The sequence below is a fragment of the Tardiphaga sp. P9-11 genome (assembly GCF_008329525.1).
Taxonomy (GTDB): Bacteria; Pseudomonadota; Alphaproteobacteria; order Rhizobiales; family Xanthobacteraceae; genus Tardiphaga.
Genome location: NZ_NPKQ01000002.1, coordinates 776,549 through 790,699 on the forward strand (window position 1 = coordinate 776,549; position 14,151 = coordinate 790,699).

The following is a 14,151-nucleotide window of genomic DNA, read 5'->3' on the forward strand; positions in this document are numbered from 1 at the left end:
AGCGCGCGTCTCTTGCCTAATATTCGTCGTTGATCGATCGCCGTATGTGTCAGGCGTCCGTCGTCACTGACTCCCGCGAATGCCAGCGGTGTCGACGATCTGCTTCCATTTGGCGCTCTCCTGCGCCAGATGCGTAGCGAGTTCCTGAGGGGACGACGCGATGACACGACCACTGACATCGGCGAAACGCTTCTGCACATCGGGATCTGCCAGAACCTTGCGGATATCGCCGCTGATGCGCTCTACCAGCGCCGGTGGCATCTGGCCCGGACCAAAAATGGCCCACCAGTTGGCGAGTTCGAAGCCCGGCAGACCGGATTCGCTGATCGTCGGCACGTCAGGCAATGCGGCGATGCGCTCCTTGGTGGTGACGGCAATGGCGCGAAGGCTGCCACCCTGCACCTGCGGAAGCGCCGTCGAGGCGTTGTCGAACATCAGGTCGATCCGGCCAGCCATCAGATCCGTCAGGGCCGGCGACGAGCCGCGATAGGGAACGTGGGTCATCTCGACCTTGGCCTGCTGCCGGAACACTTCCGCAGCCAGATGCAGAGAAGAACCGACGCCGGCGGAGCCATAGGTGGCGCCACCTGATGCCGCTTTTTCTTTCGCAAAGGCGATCAGATCCTTGACGTTCTTGATCGGCGATGAGGGCGGCACAAGCACCACGTTCGGCGTCTCGAGCGCCAGCGTCAGCGGTGTCAGGTCCTTCACGGGATCGTACGGCATCGACTTGAACAGCCACGGATTGACCGCTACGGCGATCGAGGCGAGCACCAGCGTGTAGCCATCGGGGGCGCTCTTGGCGGCAGCGTTGATGCCGATATTCGATCCGGCCCCGCCCCTGTTCTCGACGACGACCTGCTGGCCCCAGGTCTGGCTCAGCTTTTCCGCGATGGTACGGCCGATGATGTCGGCGGCCCCGCCGGCGGCGAACGGGACGATCAGCTGGACCGGCTTGGTCGGATAGTCCTGCGCCGTCGCACGGTTTGCGCCCATGGCGATGCAGCAAGCCGCCACCGCGGCATGGGTCGCCCGGACAAGTAAGGTGCGTCGTGACAGCATGAAAGAGCCTCCCAGTCGGTTCTTATGTTTCGACGGCCGCACAAAAGCGTGCCGGCCAGGTCCGATATTGACAAACACTGGCACGGGACGCGTGATAGGCCAACACAGCTGAAACTATAGATGCGATAGAAGATTGTAATTGGCTATGGATCCCAGACGTCTCGGCTATTTTCTGGCAATCGCGACCCACAAGCGCATGGCGAAGGCTGCGGAAGCTTTGGGCGTCGCCCAGCCAACTCTGTCGCAGCAGATACGCGCTCTCGAGCAGGACCTCGGCACTGTTCTGTTCAACCGAACGCCCCAGGGCATGCAACTGACCGAGACAGGACATGCATTGCGCGAACACGCACAACGTCTGATGGTTCAGACCGACGCTGCGCGCACCGCGATAGCCGAGCTGGAGGGCGGCATGGCCGGCACGCTTCGTGTCGGCGTCATCTATACCTACAGCACGACATTCCTGCCGAAGATCATCGGCAGCTTCGGCGAAAAATACCCCGACGTTCGGCTTAGCGTCGAGGTGGGCTCCGCAAACGATGTCGAGCGACGCATCCTGTCCGGGGATCTCGATCTCGCGATTGCTTTTGCGCCGCCCCAGCACGCGGAATTGGGTGTCGATCTGTTATTCGAGGAGCGGCTCGTCCTGGTGCTAGCGAAGTCGCAAAATCACCCACGGCAACAGTCGATCACGCTGCCGTCGCTCGCCCGCCGGCCGTTGGCACTCCTGACCACCGCCTTTGCGACCCGCCGCATTCTCGACGCGTCGCTGCCACCGGATACAAAGCTCGATGTGCGCGTGGAGATGAACTCGGTCGAGGCCTTGATCGAACTCGCGAAATCGGGAGGGCTGCCGACGGTTCTTGCCGACCGAAGCCTGAACGCCCGAAAGGACCTTGCGATCATTCCCATCGGGCCTCCGTGGATACGCCGTTCCGGAGCCTTGCTGTGGGACGCCCATCGCTACCAGACGGCAGCCGCGCGCGCTTTCATGGCGATCGCCCGCAAGACGACCAAGAGCGCACAAACCACTCGCGCGTTATAGCGAACAATAGTGGAGTCGGTATTTGCGCGGATGCCGCCGCGGTCGCCGGTGACCGCGGCCGAGATTGCACGGGCTCCGCTATCGCTGGATGCGCGCTCCTCAGCGCTTGCTGCGCGCGATAGCCTGGAATGTGGATGCACCGACGCCGGTGCCAGAGCTCTGCAGGATGGCGAGGGCTGGCGATGTCGCGCTGTCATTCTTCAGGTCATACATCACGGAGAAGCGGCTGAGCATTTTGGCCAGTTTCGCGGGGTCTGCGAGATCCTTCAGGTTGAGATACTTCTGCACGACCTTGGCCTGCTGATCGACATCCATGGCGCCCACCGAATCTGGCAAGTTGAAAGTGGTACGAAACACCTCCGCGAGCGCCTTGTCGGCCAGGATGTCGTAAGCCGACGTGATGCTGTCAGCCTTGCGCTGAAAGTAGAGCGCCAGGCGCACGCCCGGATTGACGTCGCCCTGCTGCGTTTCGAGGCTTTGCTGGAGATAGTTGTTCTGGGTTTCCAGCAGTTGATCGCGCGTCTGCGGACCGATCGGCGCAAGACGGGCGACGTTGCCATTCTTGTCAAAATTGAACGATGCCGCGATTTCCGCAAACCGGGGATCGCTTTGCTTGTTGGCAAAACTGCGCGGATCCGACAGGTCGGAATTGAAGATCTGCTTGAGAAAATCGGTGCTGACCTTGTCGGGTTGCAGGCCCTTTGAGGTCAGGACGATATCGATCATCTTCCGATTGGCGAGCAGATCGGACACGCTCTCGATGTCCGGGATCGTGTTCTGGTAATAGACCGCATCCTTCTCGGCCTTGGCGCGGAGCCCGGCCAGTTCGGTCTCACCAGCAAATCGCGTTTGTGCGATGATATAATCCTTTGCGATCTCCCTGACATTGGTGGTGTCCTGCGCCACCAATGAGGTCGTCAGATTGCCCTTGCTGTCGAAATTGAACGCACGCGCGAGCGCGATATACCGATCGTCCTTCAAGCTGTTCGCGTAGCTCTTGGGGTCTGTCGGATCGCTCTTGAGGACCGCCTTGATGGTGGCTTGCGACACTTTCGCAGGATCGAGGCCGACCGATTTCAGCGCGTAATTATACAGGTTCGGCGTCTTCACGAATGCGTCGACCGATCTGACATTCGCAACATTCGCGCGGAACAGTCTGGCCATCAGGGCCGAGTTTTCCTCATCTGCCGCGAGATAGGCCGCGCCCTGACTGTTCACGAAATACGCATTCGTGCTGTCGCGATTGGCCGTTGTCTGCGCGTCGACACCCGCCGGCAGCGTCCCGTCAGCCGAGAACTCGAAGGCCCGGGCGATATCGAGATAACGCCCGATCATGGTGATCCCATCATTGGCGCTGATGATATCGCCGCTGTTTTTCAGGATCCGGCTGCGTTCCATCACGATCTTCGCCCGGAGATCGTTGAGATTGGCGCCGGGTTGCGCCAATTGCGTCGTGTAGTCAGCCACCTTCAGATTGGCATCGGCGATTTGGGCATTGGCCTTGGTGACCTTGTCATTAAGTACATCGATCTGCGGCACCCAGACCGTATTGACATAGCTATTCGGGTCCGCCACGTCGCTGCTCAGGACTTGTCGGATCGTGTCACGCGACCATTGCGTGTCACTGATTCCGAAGGCGGAAAACACATAGGTGCGAAGGCTGTCGTCATTCAGTAATGCGTCGGCACTGCGAATGCTGCCGATCTTGCTATTGTAATACCCCGTCTGATCGTCGATCGCGTCCACCTGCTTTTTCACTGCGGCCGAATACAGGCCGATCATCTCATCGGTCTGATGGCCGGACTGCGCGATCAATCCGTCAGTGCCGTTGAACGAAAATGCGGCAGCGAATTCCCGGTAGCGTTTGTCGTTCAATCTGTTGGCGAAGCTGTTGGCGTCGGAGAGGTCGCTATCCAGCACCTTTTTCATGAAAGCCTTGGCATAGGCCATATCTTCGAGGCCATATGCCTTCATCGCATATTGATAGAGACGATAATCCTTCAAGAGATCGTCGGCGGTCTTCACCTTGCCGATATTATCTCTGTAATAGGTCGCCTCGCGCGTCACGTCGGGCTGCAACGCCACGCGCGTCAGCGAACTCCCGAGATTGCGCACGACGGAGTTGTAGTTGGCATATGTCGACACCATCGCGATGCTTCCTCGTTCGTTTTCGCGAGGATATGCCCCCTAGGTTGTCTGAAGCTGGCCAGCTTCGCCCTCGTTGGTAACCGGACCGGACGCATGCGCCCGGCCGCCCAACCGCAAACTGACGTGACGCTCATTCATCCGCACCTTCGGCAGCTCGCCACAGGCGCTGCGACGACAGGCGCGACACGAGAGTGCCGAGGTTGCGGACCGACTGTCGGCGCAAGAAGGAGGTCCGCGCCCTGGCGCGACCTACCACCAGCCGGTTTGCGGCTGGCGCTGATACGGCGTGACCCTGCGGCGAGCCTGCACGGGCGCGGGGTCCGCATTCCAGCGCTGGAAGAACGAGCCAAAACCATCGCCATCCGCATCGTCGCTGCTCGCCATGAGATCGGCAGGCGGCGTCGGCTTGCGCGTGATAAAGCCACCCTGAGGCTGGTTATTCAGCACCGCAACGAATTCGGTCCGATAGTTGGTTTCGGCGCTCAGCGGCTCGTCGGAGATCACGATCGACGACCGTGGCAGTGCAGTCGCTGCGATCCGGTCGAGCACCTCCTGCGGAATAGTGATGCGGTCGAGGGCTGCCTTCGCGCTATCGCCTTCGTCGATCGTGACGGCGCTCCAGCGCAGGCCTGCGTCGTTCCGCGCCATCGCCGTAAACACATGCGTGCCGATCGGCCTGCCGGGATCGCGGATGGTGATGGGAACCTCGATGCTTGAATCGAACACTTCGCCGCCGCCGTCCGGCGCCGGCTTGTGCGTATTGCGCCGAACGTAAAGCATCTGCGTCTCGCGGCTGATATAGATCGAGACCGGCTCGAGCGCGAGTTTCGCATCGCTCGCTGCCTTGGTGGCGGCAACCTTTTTGGTCTCGGCCGCCTTGGCGGCGTCCTTTGCGGCGGCGGCGGCATCGAGCTTCGACGCCGTATCGGCCCTTGCGGTTTCGAATTGCGCACCTAGCTCCGCTGCCCTGGCAGCAGCCTTCTGCTTCGCGTCCTCAGCCCGCGCCTTGCCCTCATCGGTCTTTGCCGCAGCTACTGCCTTGTCGGCGGATGCGAGCTCGACATCGGCGCGCGCCTTCAGCGATTGCAGCTTGCGCAGGGCTGCCGGCAGCGGCTTCGCCTCGCGTGTCGAGGTCGCTGCGAGCTTCTTCGCCGCGTCGGCGGCAGTCGCGGCCTCCGCAGCCTCGCGGGCGAGCACCTCGACACGGCCGGGGGCAGCGGCGATGGCTTCCGCTTTCGGCGTCAGAAGCGCTGGATGGGAGAACTCGACGGGCGCCGCGTCGATCGGCGAAATGATCACCCGCATCCCGATCCGCGTCTTGTCGAACAACCTGTCCGCGAAGCCGTAGGGCATCCGCACACAGCCATGCGACGCGGCATAGCCGGGCAACGGCCCGCCATGCAGTGCGACGCCGTTCCATGTGATCCGCTGCATGTTCGGCATGGCGGCGTCGTCATACATGTTGGAGCGATGGTCCTTGTTCTTCTCAAGCACCGCAAAGACGCCTGCCGGCGTCTCGCGACCGGACACGCCGGTCGAGACCGGTGCACGCGTAATCCATCCGTCGGCATCGTAGAATGTGACCTGCTGGCTCTTGATCGACACGATCGCCATGATCGGCTCACCTGCCTCGCGCGGCGCCACAGCCTCGGTCGTCTGTGCGCGGCGAGCCTGCTTGGCCGAAGCATCGTCGGCCAGCACCACGAGGGCGACCGCGATTGCAAGCCCAGCAAGGACGGTAGGCCGCCGATGCCGCATCGGCATGGTGAATTGCGCCGTCATAGATCGGTTTGCCATACAATGCCCCGGTTTGGAGGCGCCTGCTCCCAGCTTGCAACGAACAGGCGCGATATCGCGATGTGACAATTCCTCTCATATACGCCCAAGCGTGCGGGAGGAAGATCGCAGCGATCAATCCGCTCGACTCCACAGCTCCCGCACCAGCATGCCGGTCCGTTTCTCGATCGTTGCAGCCGCATCTAGAGCCAGGTCCTCGCGATAACGTCCGGCAATCAGCTGCACGCCGACCGGCTTTCCATCATGCAAGGCGACCGGCACCACCGCGCCGGGCAATCCGAGCACGTTGATCGCCGAGATGAAACGCAGGTCGTTCCAGAAGATTTCGCGCGTGCGCTCCGGGCTCTCTGTGTCGGCGCGCGGCCCCGGCGTCGGTTGAACGGACGTAGGCGCCAGCACCACCGGATAGTCCTCGAAGAACATCTGCCAGGCGCGGATATGACTGCTACGCGCGGCCGTTGCATTCATCCAGCCCACCATGTCGAGCGGATTGGCCTTGGCCTTGATGCCGCCCCACGCCTTGTGGAAGTCCTCGGACGTCACCGGCAGCATCTTGGCTTCCTGCAGCGCCATGGTCTCGTTGGTGATGATGTCGCACCAGGTCTGCCAGACGCCGTTGATGTCGGGCACCTCCACCTCGGTGACGCGGTAGCCGCCGCGTTCGAGATGGTCGGCAGCCTGTCGCAGCGCCACCGTGACAGAGGGATGAACGTTGATATCGGCGGGCATTTTCGCCAGCGCCACCTTGATCGGGCCCTTCGGTTTGGGTCCTTCGAGCGGTGCCGGCACCCACCAGGGGTCACGCGGATCGCGCTGGCTCATCACACCGAGCGCGAGCCTGACATCGGCGACGCTGCGCGCCAGCGGCCCCTGCGCCGACATCAGATGCGCCAGCATCGGGCGCTCGGCTGTCGCGCTTTCGTTGAAGGCGGGAATGCGGCCCTGCGTCGGCTTGACGGTGGTGACACCATTGCAATGTGCCGGCCAGCGCAGCGAGCCACCGATGTCGTTGCCATGCGCGATGGTGCCGATGCCGGCCGCGACGGCCGAACCGGCGCCGCCCGATGAGCCGCCGCAGGTGATGTCCGGGCGCCACGGATTGAGCGTCAGGCCGTGCAGCGGATTGTCGGTGAAGCCGCGGAACGAGAATTCCGGCGTGTTGGTGAGGCCAAGCACGATGGCGCCGGCCTGCCTCAGATTGCGGACCACCGGCGAATCCGACGGCGCGACAACGCTCATCAGCGCGGGCACGCCGTTTGGGTTCGGGCGCCCTGCGTAGTCGACGTTTTCCTTGATGGTGATCGGCACACCGTGCAGCGCGCCGCGGTCGGCGCCCTTGCGCAACTTGTCCGCAGCGCGAGCCGCGCGCAACGCTTCGTCCGACAGATCGACGACCACGGCATTTAGCTTCGGATTCACCGCATGCATATGCGCGATATGCGCCTCAGTCACCTCGACCGCAGACACCATACCGGACGTGATGGCCGCTGCCGTGTCCACGGCCGACCATTGCCAGACCGGCCCCTTTGGAAGGCGCGCCTTGGGGGCGACAGGCTTAGGGGCAAGAGTCTTTGCAAGAGTCTTGGGTGCAAGAGTCTTGGGCGAAAGCGTCTTGGATGAAACGGATTTTTGCGATCTTGCGCCCGGCTTCGCCGACACCGCGCCTTTGGCCACGGGTTTGGCTTTCGCCGCAACCTTGGGCGCTGCGGATGCCCTCGCTGCCCTTGCAGCTGTCTTCTTCACCGATTTCGTCTTTGCGTGTTTCGTCTTTGCAGATGCCTTGGCCACGATTCTCTCCGCGCACGGTCAACTCTGCGCAGCCTGCCAAGCTGAATGATCGAGCGCAATGCAAGATGTCCGGCAAGCATCCCTGCTGAACGGATTCATGCATCGAACCGTCCCCTCGTCCGGTTATGCCTCCGCTGCGGAGCCGGATGATGACGACGGGGAGTGAAAGAGAAAGAAGGCGAGCGGCCCGGCTGAATGCGTTCGCCTATTTGTCCCGCAGGAGCTTGTTGTACTTCGCCACATCGCGCGTCACCAGTTGCTGCAGCACCTCCGGTGCGTGCTCGTTGGCGTCGGGCGCCACGGTCGACAGATCCTGGAAACGCTTCTTCACGAGATCGCTTTCAACCGACGCGCGAGCTGCGGCGTTCAGCCTGGCGATGATCTCTGGCGGCGTGCCCTTCGGCGCGAACAGGCCGTTCCAGCCCTGCGCCTCGAATTCAGGCAGCCCTGCTTCCGCCGAGGTCGGCAGATCGGGCAGCGAGCCCAGGCGAACATTGGAGCCGACGACGATGGCCTTCACCAGCTTGTCGTCGATGGCCTGCGAAACCGACGCCGCGGAATCGCAGATGCCGTCGATCTGGCCGCCGATGGCATCGGTGAGTGCCGGCGCCGCGCCGCGATAGCCGACCAGCGTGACATCGATCCCGGCCGCCTGCACGAAGCTCTTGCAGATCAGGTAATTCGACGAGCCGATCCCGGCATGGCCGAGATTGACCTTGCCTGGATTGGCTTTGGCATAGGCGATGAAGCCCTTGAGATCATTTGCCGGGAAATCCTTGCGCAGCGCCACGATGCCGAAAGTCTTGGCGATCATGCCGATGGCGGCAAAGGAGTCCGGCGTGAAGGACAGCTTCGGATAGATCGTGTAGGTCGCCGCACTGGTGCCAGCATTGCCGATGACGATGGTGTAGCCATCCGGCGCAGACCGCGCCGCGCGGGCCAGCGCGGTGGAGCCGCCGGCGCCGACGACGTTCTCGATGATGATGGTCTGCCCCAGCGTCGCCGCCATCTGCTCGGCAACCGCACGGGCAATGACGTCCGACGTGCCGCCGGCTGCGAAGGGCACGATCATCGTGATGGGACGCTTGGGATAGTCGTCGGCGAGCGCGGGTGTCAGCGTCCCCAGCACGAACGCAAGAGTTGCGGCGAGCTTTGAAAGCCGCGCCACAGCGGCAATCACGCAGCGCGCTCCAGATGCGCGACAAGACCAGCAAACAACCCGCGGCCGTCGGTGCAGCCCATGATGTCTTCGACGTGGTTTTCCGGATGCGGCATCATGCCGAGCACGTTGCCCTTCTCGCTGACGATGCCGGCAATCGATGCGGCGGCGCCATTGATGTTGTGCACGTCGCCGACTTCCCCCGTCGGCGAGCAATAGCGATAAAGCACGCGGCCGTCGCCTTCGAGGCGCTTCAGCGTTTCGGCGTCAGCCGTGTAGTTGCCCTCGCCATGGGCGATCGGCACGCGGATCACCTGCCCGGCATTGTAGCCTGACGTGAAGGCCGTGTCGGAGCGTTCGACGCGCAGATGCACGTCATGACAGAGGAATTTCAGCTTGGCATTGCGCATCAGGATGCCCGGCAAAAGACCGGACTCGCACAGGATCTGAAAGCCGTTGCAGACGCCCATGACGAGGCCGCCACCGGCCGCGAAATCACGGACCGCATCCATCACTGGCGAACGCGCCGCGATGGCGCCGCATCGCAGATAGTCACCGTAGGAGAAACCGCCGGGCACGACGACGAGATCGGTGCCTTTGGGCAGCGCCGTTTCGGCGTGCCAGACCATCGTGGATTCCTGGCCCGATGCCAGCTTGAGCGCCCGCGCCATGTCGCGTTCGCGGTTGATGCCGGGGAAGACGAGAACGGCGGATTTCATCAGGGGTAACCTAGCTCAGCACTTCGACGCGGTAATTCTCGATCACGGTATTCGCCAGCAGCTTGTCGGCCGCTGCCTTCAGCGCCTCTTCGGCTTTCGCCTTGTCGGCGCCGGCGAGTTCGATGTCGAACACCTTGCCTTGCCGCACAGAGGCAATGCCATCGACGCCGAGCGACTTCAGCGCGCCTTCGATGGCCTTGCCCTGCGGGTCAAGGATGCCGTTTTTCAATGTAACCGTAACACGCGCTTTCACGTCGATTCCTTAGCTCTTGACCAGTACTGGGCCGGTGCCCATCGGGCGTTCGTTTTCGGAGAGAATGCCGAGACGCTTGGCGACCTCGGTATAGGCCTCCAGCACGCCGCCGAGATCCCGGCGGAAACGATCCTTGTCCAGCTTCTCGTTCGACTTGATATCCCACAGCCGGCATGAGTCGGGCGAGATTTCATCGGCGACGATGATGCGCATCATGTCGTTCTCGAACAGGCGACCGCATTCCATCTTGAAATCGACCAGACGGATGCCGATGCCCAGGAAGAGACCGGTGAGGAAGTCGTTGACGCGTATGGCCAGCGCCATGATGTCGTCGATTTCCTGCGGCGTGGCCCAGCCGAACGCGGTGATGTGCTCTTCCGAGACCATCGGGTCGTTGAGCTGGTCGTTCTTGTAATAGAACTCGATGATCGAGCGCGGCAGCTGGGTGCCCTCCTCGATGCCGAGGCGCTGCGACAGCGAGCCGGCCGCGACGTTCCGAACCACCACTTCCAGCGGCACGATCTCGACTTCGCGAATCAGCTGCTCGCGCATGTTGAGCCGGCGGATGAAATGGGTCGGCACGCCGATGTCGTTCAGATGCTGGAACAGGTATTCCGAAATCCGGTTGTTGAGGACGCCCTTGCCCTCGATCACCTGGTGTTTCTTTGCATTGAACGCGGTCGCGTCGTCCTTGAAGTGCTGGATCAGGGTGCCGGGTTCCGGGCCTTCATACAGGACCTTGCCCTTGCCTTCATAAATGCGACGTCGACGGCTCATGGGGATGTACCGGGTGTTGTTGAAATCCATGGATGTGGTGTGCTCCGAATAACGGGGTCGACCCACGACGGAGCTGCCGTGAAGGCCAAGAACCGGAATCAGTACGGGAAACAGAACGAGAACCGGGCCTACGGGCAACCTACCCGATCAGCCCCGGCGTTACAATCGACCCGGCCCGCCCAGCGGGGGTTTACCCCAACCTCGCGCAAGCCTTGTCCGATAAGCCCTGTCCGATACCGTCTTGCCTGCGACCTTGCGGCCGATTGTTCCAACGGTATCTCGACCTTATTTAAGCTCCGAACCGGCGTTTACAACGCCGTCCTGACTGCCCACCAACCCCGACGGGAACCTTAACCATGTCATCATTCGACAAGCGCGGCGAAGCCTTCGAAAACAAGTATGCGCTCGATGAAAGCCAGAAGTTCAAGGCCGAGGCCCGCCGCAACAAGCTGCTGGGCCTGTGGGTCGCCGAACAGCTCGGCAAGTCCGGCGACGAGGCCGCCGCCTATGCCAAGGAAGTCGTCGCAGCCGATTTCGAGGAAGCCGGCGACGGCGACGTGGTGCGCAAGGTGCTCGCCGATCTCGGTGCCAAAGGCGTGGCGATCACCGAGCCGCAGCTGCGCGTGAAGATGGATCAGCTGACCGCTGAGGCCGTCGCGCAGGTAAAGGCGGGGATCTGAGATCCACAGCCTCGAGTTGCAGCGAGACACATCTCCGCAACTCACGACGTTTCACGGAGCCGCCCATCGCATGATGGCGCGGCTCTTGTCTTTTGAAACGTTCCAGACTCGCAGGGTCTGCCTCAAGATACCGAATTGCCATGTGCAAATTCTGAAACAGAGTCGCACAGCGCGCAGATGACGGCTCGCATGCGCGTGCTGTAAATTGCTCAAACTGCACGTCGATTGTTCAATCGTGTCGCGGCTCGCCTTGCGACTGCATCATCGAAGACACACAGGCTCGTCAATCTCGTCGCTTTAGAGCGATTCAATCTCCCATTCGAAGTTTTCATTCCAAGCTACTGCTAGATCGCCTGCGCATATCTCTCAAACGCGAAGGCGAGACAAAAGTGACGACGGACAACCATTGCAATCTCGACAGCAACGCACGCAGCATCTTCAGGGTGCGCCGCGCGTATTGGTTGATCGGCGCGACCTTCCTGCTGGGCGTTCTCTCCACCGAGATGTCGGTCGCCAACGCACAATCAAGCACGGCCTTGCCGCCCGTCACCGTGGAGTCGCCCACGCAAGCGCGCCGGCCCGCGCGCGCGGCAACCACGACGCAGCGTCGTGCCCAAACGATTGCTGCCCGACGCAACGCCAATCCGCCGCCCGCCCCGCCGACGCCGACCGAGCGCGCCATCGCTGCCGCCGCTGCGAAATACGAACAGATCCTCGGCTACCGCGCGATGCCGAATGCGACGACGCTGCGCGGCGCCACATCGGCACTCGATACATCGCAGACTGTCAACGTCGTGCCGGAGCAGGTGATCAAGGATCAGAGGCCGCGCAATCTGGACGACGCGCTGGTCAATATATCAGGCATCACGCAGACCAATACGCTCGCCGGCACGCAGGATGCCGTCATGCGTCGCGGCTTCGGTGACAATCGCGACGGCTCGATCATGCGCAACGGCATGCCGCTGGTGCAGGGCCGCGCACTCACCGCCGCCGTCGAAAGCGTCGAGGTGCTGAAAGGTCCGGCATCGCTGCTTTACGGCATCATCGATCCCGGCGGCATCGTCAACACCATCAGCAAGCGGCCTGAACTCTACCAGCACGGTGAAGTCACGCTGGAAGGCGCGACCTACGGCTCGCGCAGCGGCGGCAATGCGACGATCGACATCACGGGTCCGATCGGCAAGGACGGCCTCGCCTATCGCTTCATCGGCTATGGCATCAACGAGGATTACTGGCGCAACTTCGGCACGCGTAAAGAGACGCTCTACGCGCCATCGCTAGCCTGGTACGGCGACAACACCACGGTGCAGTTCAACTACGAGCACCGCGATTTTTACTCGCCATTCGACCGCGGCACGGCACTCGATACCCGCACAATGAAGCCGCTGGCGATCCCGGCGACTCGCCGCATCGATGAGCCCTTCAACAGCATGTGGGGAACCTCCGACCTCACCCAGATTTCGGTCGATCACAAGATCAACGAAAACTGGAAGATCTATGCGGGCTACAGCTACAACGTCGAGACCTACAATGCCGCGCAGCTCCGCAACACGGCGGTCAACCCGGTCACCGGCATCGCGACGCGCAGCAATGATGGCACCTACGGCGCACTGACGAACGCCAGCTACGGAACAGCCTACATCTCCGGTAGCTTCTGGGTCGGCGGCCTGAAGAACGATGTACTGTTCGGCGGCGATGCGCAGCATCGCGTGATCTACCGCCAGGATCTGGTTCGACAGACGGTAGGCACGTTCAACGTCTACAATCCCGTCTATGGCACGATGCTGCCGGGCACGACCGTCAGAGCGGAGGATAGCGACCAGACCGACAAGCTCGATACCCAGGGCCTGTTCTTCCAGGACACGCTGCACCTGACCAACCAGTTCTCGATTGTCGGCGGCGTGCGCTATATCGACTACACCCAGCTGGCCGGCAAGGGACGGCCGTTCGACACCAATACGAACCTCAGCGGCAACAAGGTGCTGCCGCTCGGCGGCGTGATCTACAAGATCACCGACGAACTCTCGACTTACGTCAGCTACACGCAGTCATTGAAGCCGACCTCGACGATTGCCAACTTCTCCTCCACCAATCCCGACTACGTCATCACGGGGGGCGTGCAGCCCGAAGAAGGCACGCAGTGGGAAACTGGCCTGAAATATGACAACAAGCGCATCTCCGGCACGCTCGCTTTCTACGATATCGAAAAGAAGAACGTCCTCGTCGCGCAGCTCAACAGCACCACCAATGTCACGGAAGCGACGGCAGCGGGCAAGGTCCGCTCGCGCGGTATCGAACTCGACGTCACCGGTCGGCTGTCCGACAACTGGAGCATGATCGGCAGCTATAGCTACACCGATGCACGTGTCACCGAAGACCCAGTCTATTTTGGCAAGCAGCTGCAGAATGTCGCGATGAACACCGCGTCGCTGTATTTGGTCTACGACTTCGGAACGCTACTACCCGGCCGCCTGCGGGTCGGCGCCGGCGCGCATTATGCCGGCGACCGCCCGGGCGATGCGCTCAACACCTTCGTGCTGCCATCCTACACCGTCGCCGACACGTTCGCGACCTATGAAACCAAGTATCAGAAGCTGCCTGTGATCTATCAGTTCAACGTCAAGAACCTGTTCAACCAAGTCTACTATCCCTCGGCAGTAAGTGCTCCCAACATTGCGGTCGGCGATGCGCGGCGCTTCTCGCTGGCAGCGACGGTCAAGTTCTGA

At 62.0% G+C, this 14,151-nt stretch carries 12 protein-coding genes; 4 read left to right on the plus strand and 8 right to left on the minus strand.

All coding sequences use genetic code 11. The features are described from left to right. Nucleotides 1-63: 63 nt before the first annotated feature. A complete protein-coding gene (locus tag CIW50_RS10135) occupies nt 64-1,062 on the minus strand; it encodes a Bug family tripartite tricarboxylate transporter substrate binding protein (RefSeq protein WP_149531091.1) in 999 nt (332 codons plus the stop codon). A gap of 145 nt (nt 1,063-1,207) precedes the next feature. Here CIW50_RS10135 and CIW50_RS10140 point away from each other — a divergent pair, with 145 nt between their 5' ends. Further along, nucleotides 1,208-2,104 (plus strand): LysR substrate-binding domain-containing protein, encoded by an 897-nt coding sequence (locus tag CIW50_RS10140; protein ID WP_149531092.1) that lies wholly within the window; start codon nt 1,208-1,210, stop codon nt 2,102-2,104. A 99-nt stretch (nt 2,105-2,203) separates the two neighbouring features. Here CIW50_RS10140 and CIW50_RS10145 read toward each other — a convergent pair whose 3' ends face one another. From CIW50_RS10145 to CIW50_RS10155, 3 genes are all read right to left on the minus strand, one after another. Next, nucleotides 2,204-4,252, minus strand: coding sequence for a DUF1217 domain-containing protein (locus CIW50_RS10145; RefSeq protein WP_149531093.1), 2,049 nt, complete (start codon nt 4,250-4,252; stop codon nt 2,204-2,206). Between the two features lie 249 nt (nt 4,253-4,501). Then, nucleotides 4,502-6,049, minus strand: a complete 1,548-nt coding sequence (locus CIW50_RS10150) for a L,D-transpeptidase (protein ID WP_149531094.1) — start codon at nt 6,047-6,049, stop codon at nt 4,502-4,504. A gap of 114 nt (nt 6,050-6,163) precedes the next feature. Beyond that, on the minus strand, nt 6,164-7,708 hold the full coding sequence (locus CIW50_RS10155) for an amidase family protein (protein WP_246664246.1): 1,545 nt from the start codon (nt 7,706-7,708) through the stop codon (nt 6,164-6,166). Between CIW50_RS10155 and CIW50_RS29020 the strand changes: the two genes are divergently transcribed. Beyond that, on the plus strand, nt 7,662-7,886 hold the full coding sequence (locus tag CIW50_RS29020; RefSeq protein ID WP_172980240.1) for a hypothetical protein: 225 nt from the start codon (nt 7,662-7,664) through the stop codon (nt 7,884-7,886). The two genes, CIW50_RS10155 and CIW50_RS29020, sit on opposite strands and share 47 nt — an antisense overlap. Before the next feature lie 156 nt (nt 7,887-8,042). Here CIW50_RS29020 and CIW50_RS10160 read toward each other — a convergent pair whose 3' ends face one another. Genes CIW50_RS10160 through purC form a run of 4 tightly spaced genes read right to left on the minus strand, consistent with a single transcriptional unit; the run spans nt 8,043 to nt 10,745 of the window. Then, nucleotides 8,043-9,017: a tripartite tricarboxylate transporter substrate-binding protein gene (locus tag CIW50_RS10160; protein WP_149531095.1), complete on the minus strand. Its 975-nt coding sequence runs from the start codon at nt 9,015-9,017 to the stop codon at nt 8,043-8,045. Then, nucleotides 9,014-9,715, minus strand: coding sequence for a phosphoribosylformylglycinamidine synthase subunit PurQ (gene purQ, locus CIW50_RS10165; protein WP_149531096.1), 702 nt, complete (start codon nt 9,713-9,715; stop codon nt 9,014-9,016). Before purQ ends, CIW50_RS10160 begins: the two co-directional genes overlap by 4 nt. Nucleotides 9,716-9,725: 10 nt before the next feature. Then, nucleotides 9,726-9,968: a phosphoribosylformylglycinamidine synthase subunit PurS gene (purS, locus tag CIW50_RS10170; RefSeq protein WP_149531097.1), complete on the minus strand. Its 243-nt coding sequence runs from the start codon at nt 9,966-9,968 to the stop codon at nt 9,726-9,728. 9 nt (nt 9,969-9,977) lie between these two features. Further along, entirely contained in the window at nt 9,978-10,745 is a 768-nt protein-coding gene (gene purC, locus CIW50_RS10175) for a phosphoribosylaminoimidazolesuccinocarboxamide synthase (RefSeq protein ID WP_170849540.1), read from the minus strand. Between the two features lie 356 nt (nt 10,746-11,101). On the opposite strand from purC, the gene CIW50_RS10180 reads away from it, so the two are divergent. Both CIW50_RS10180 and CIW50_RS10185 read left to right on the plus strand, forming a co-directional pair. Further along, the gene (locus CIW50_RS10180) at nt 11,102-11,425 is read left to right on the plus strand and encodes a DUF1476 domain-containing protein (RefSeq protein WP_149531098.1); all 324 of its coding nucleotides are present in this window, start codon (nt 11,102-11,104) and stop codon (nt 11,423-11,425) included. A gap of 503 nt (nt 11,426-11,928) precedes the next feature. After that, complete coding sequence (locus tag CIW50_RS10185; RefSeq protein ID WP_149531592.1) at nt 11,929-14,151, plus strand: TonB-dependent siderophore receptor; 2,223 nt, start codon at nt 11,929-11,931, stop codon at nt 14,149-14,151.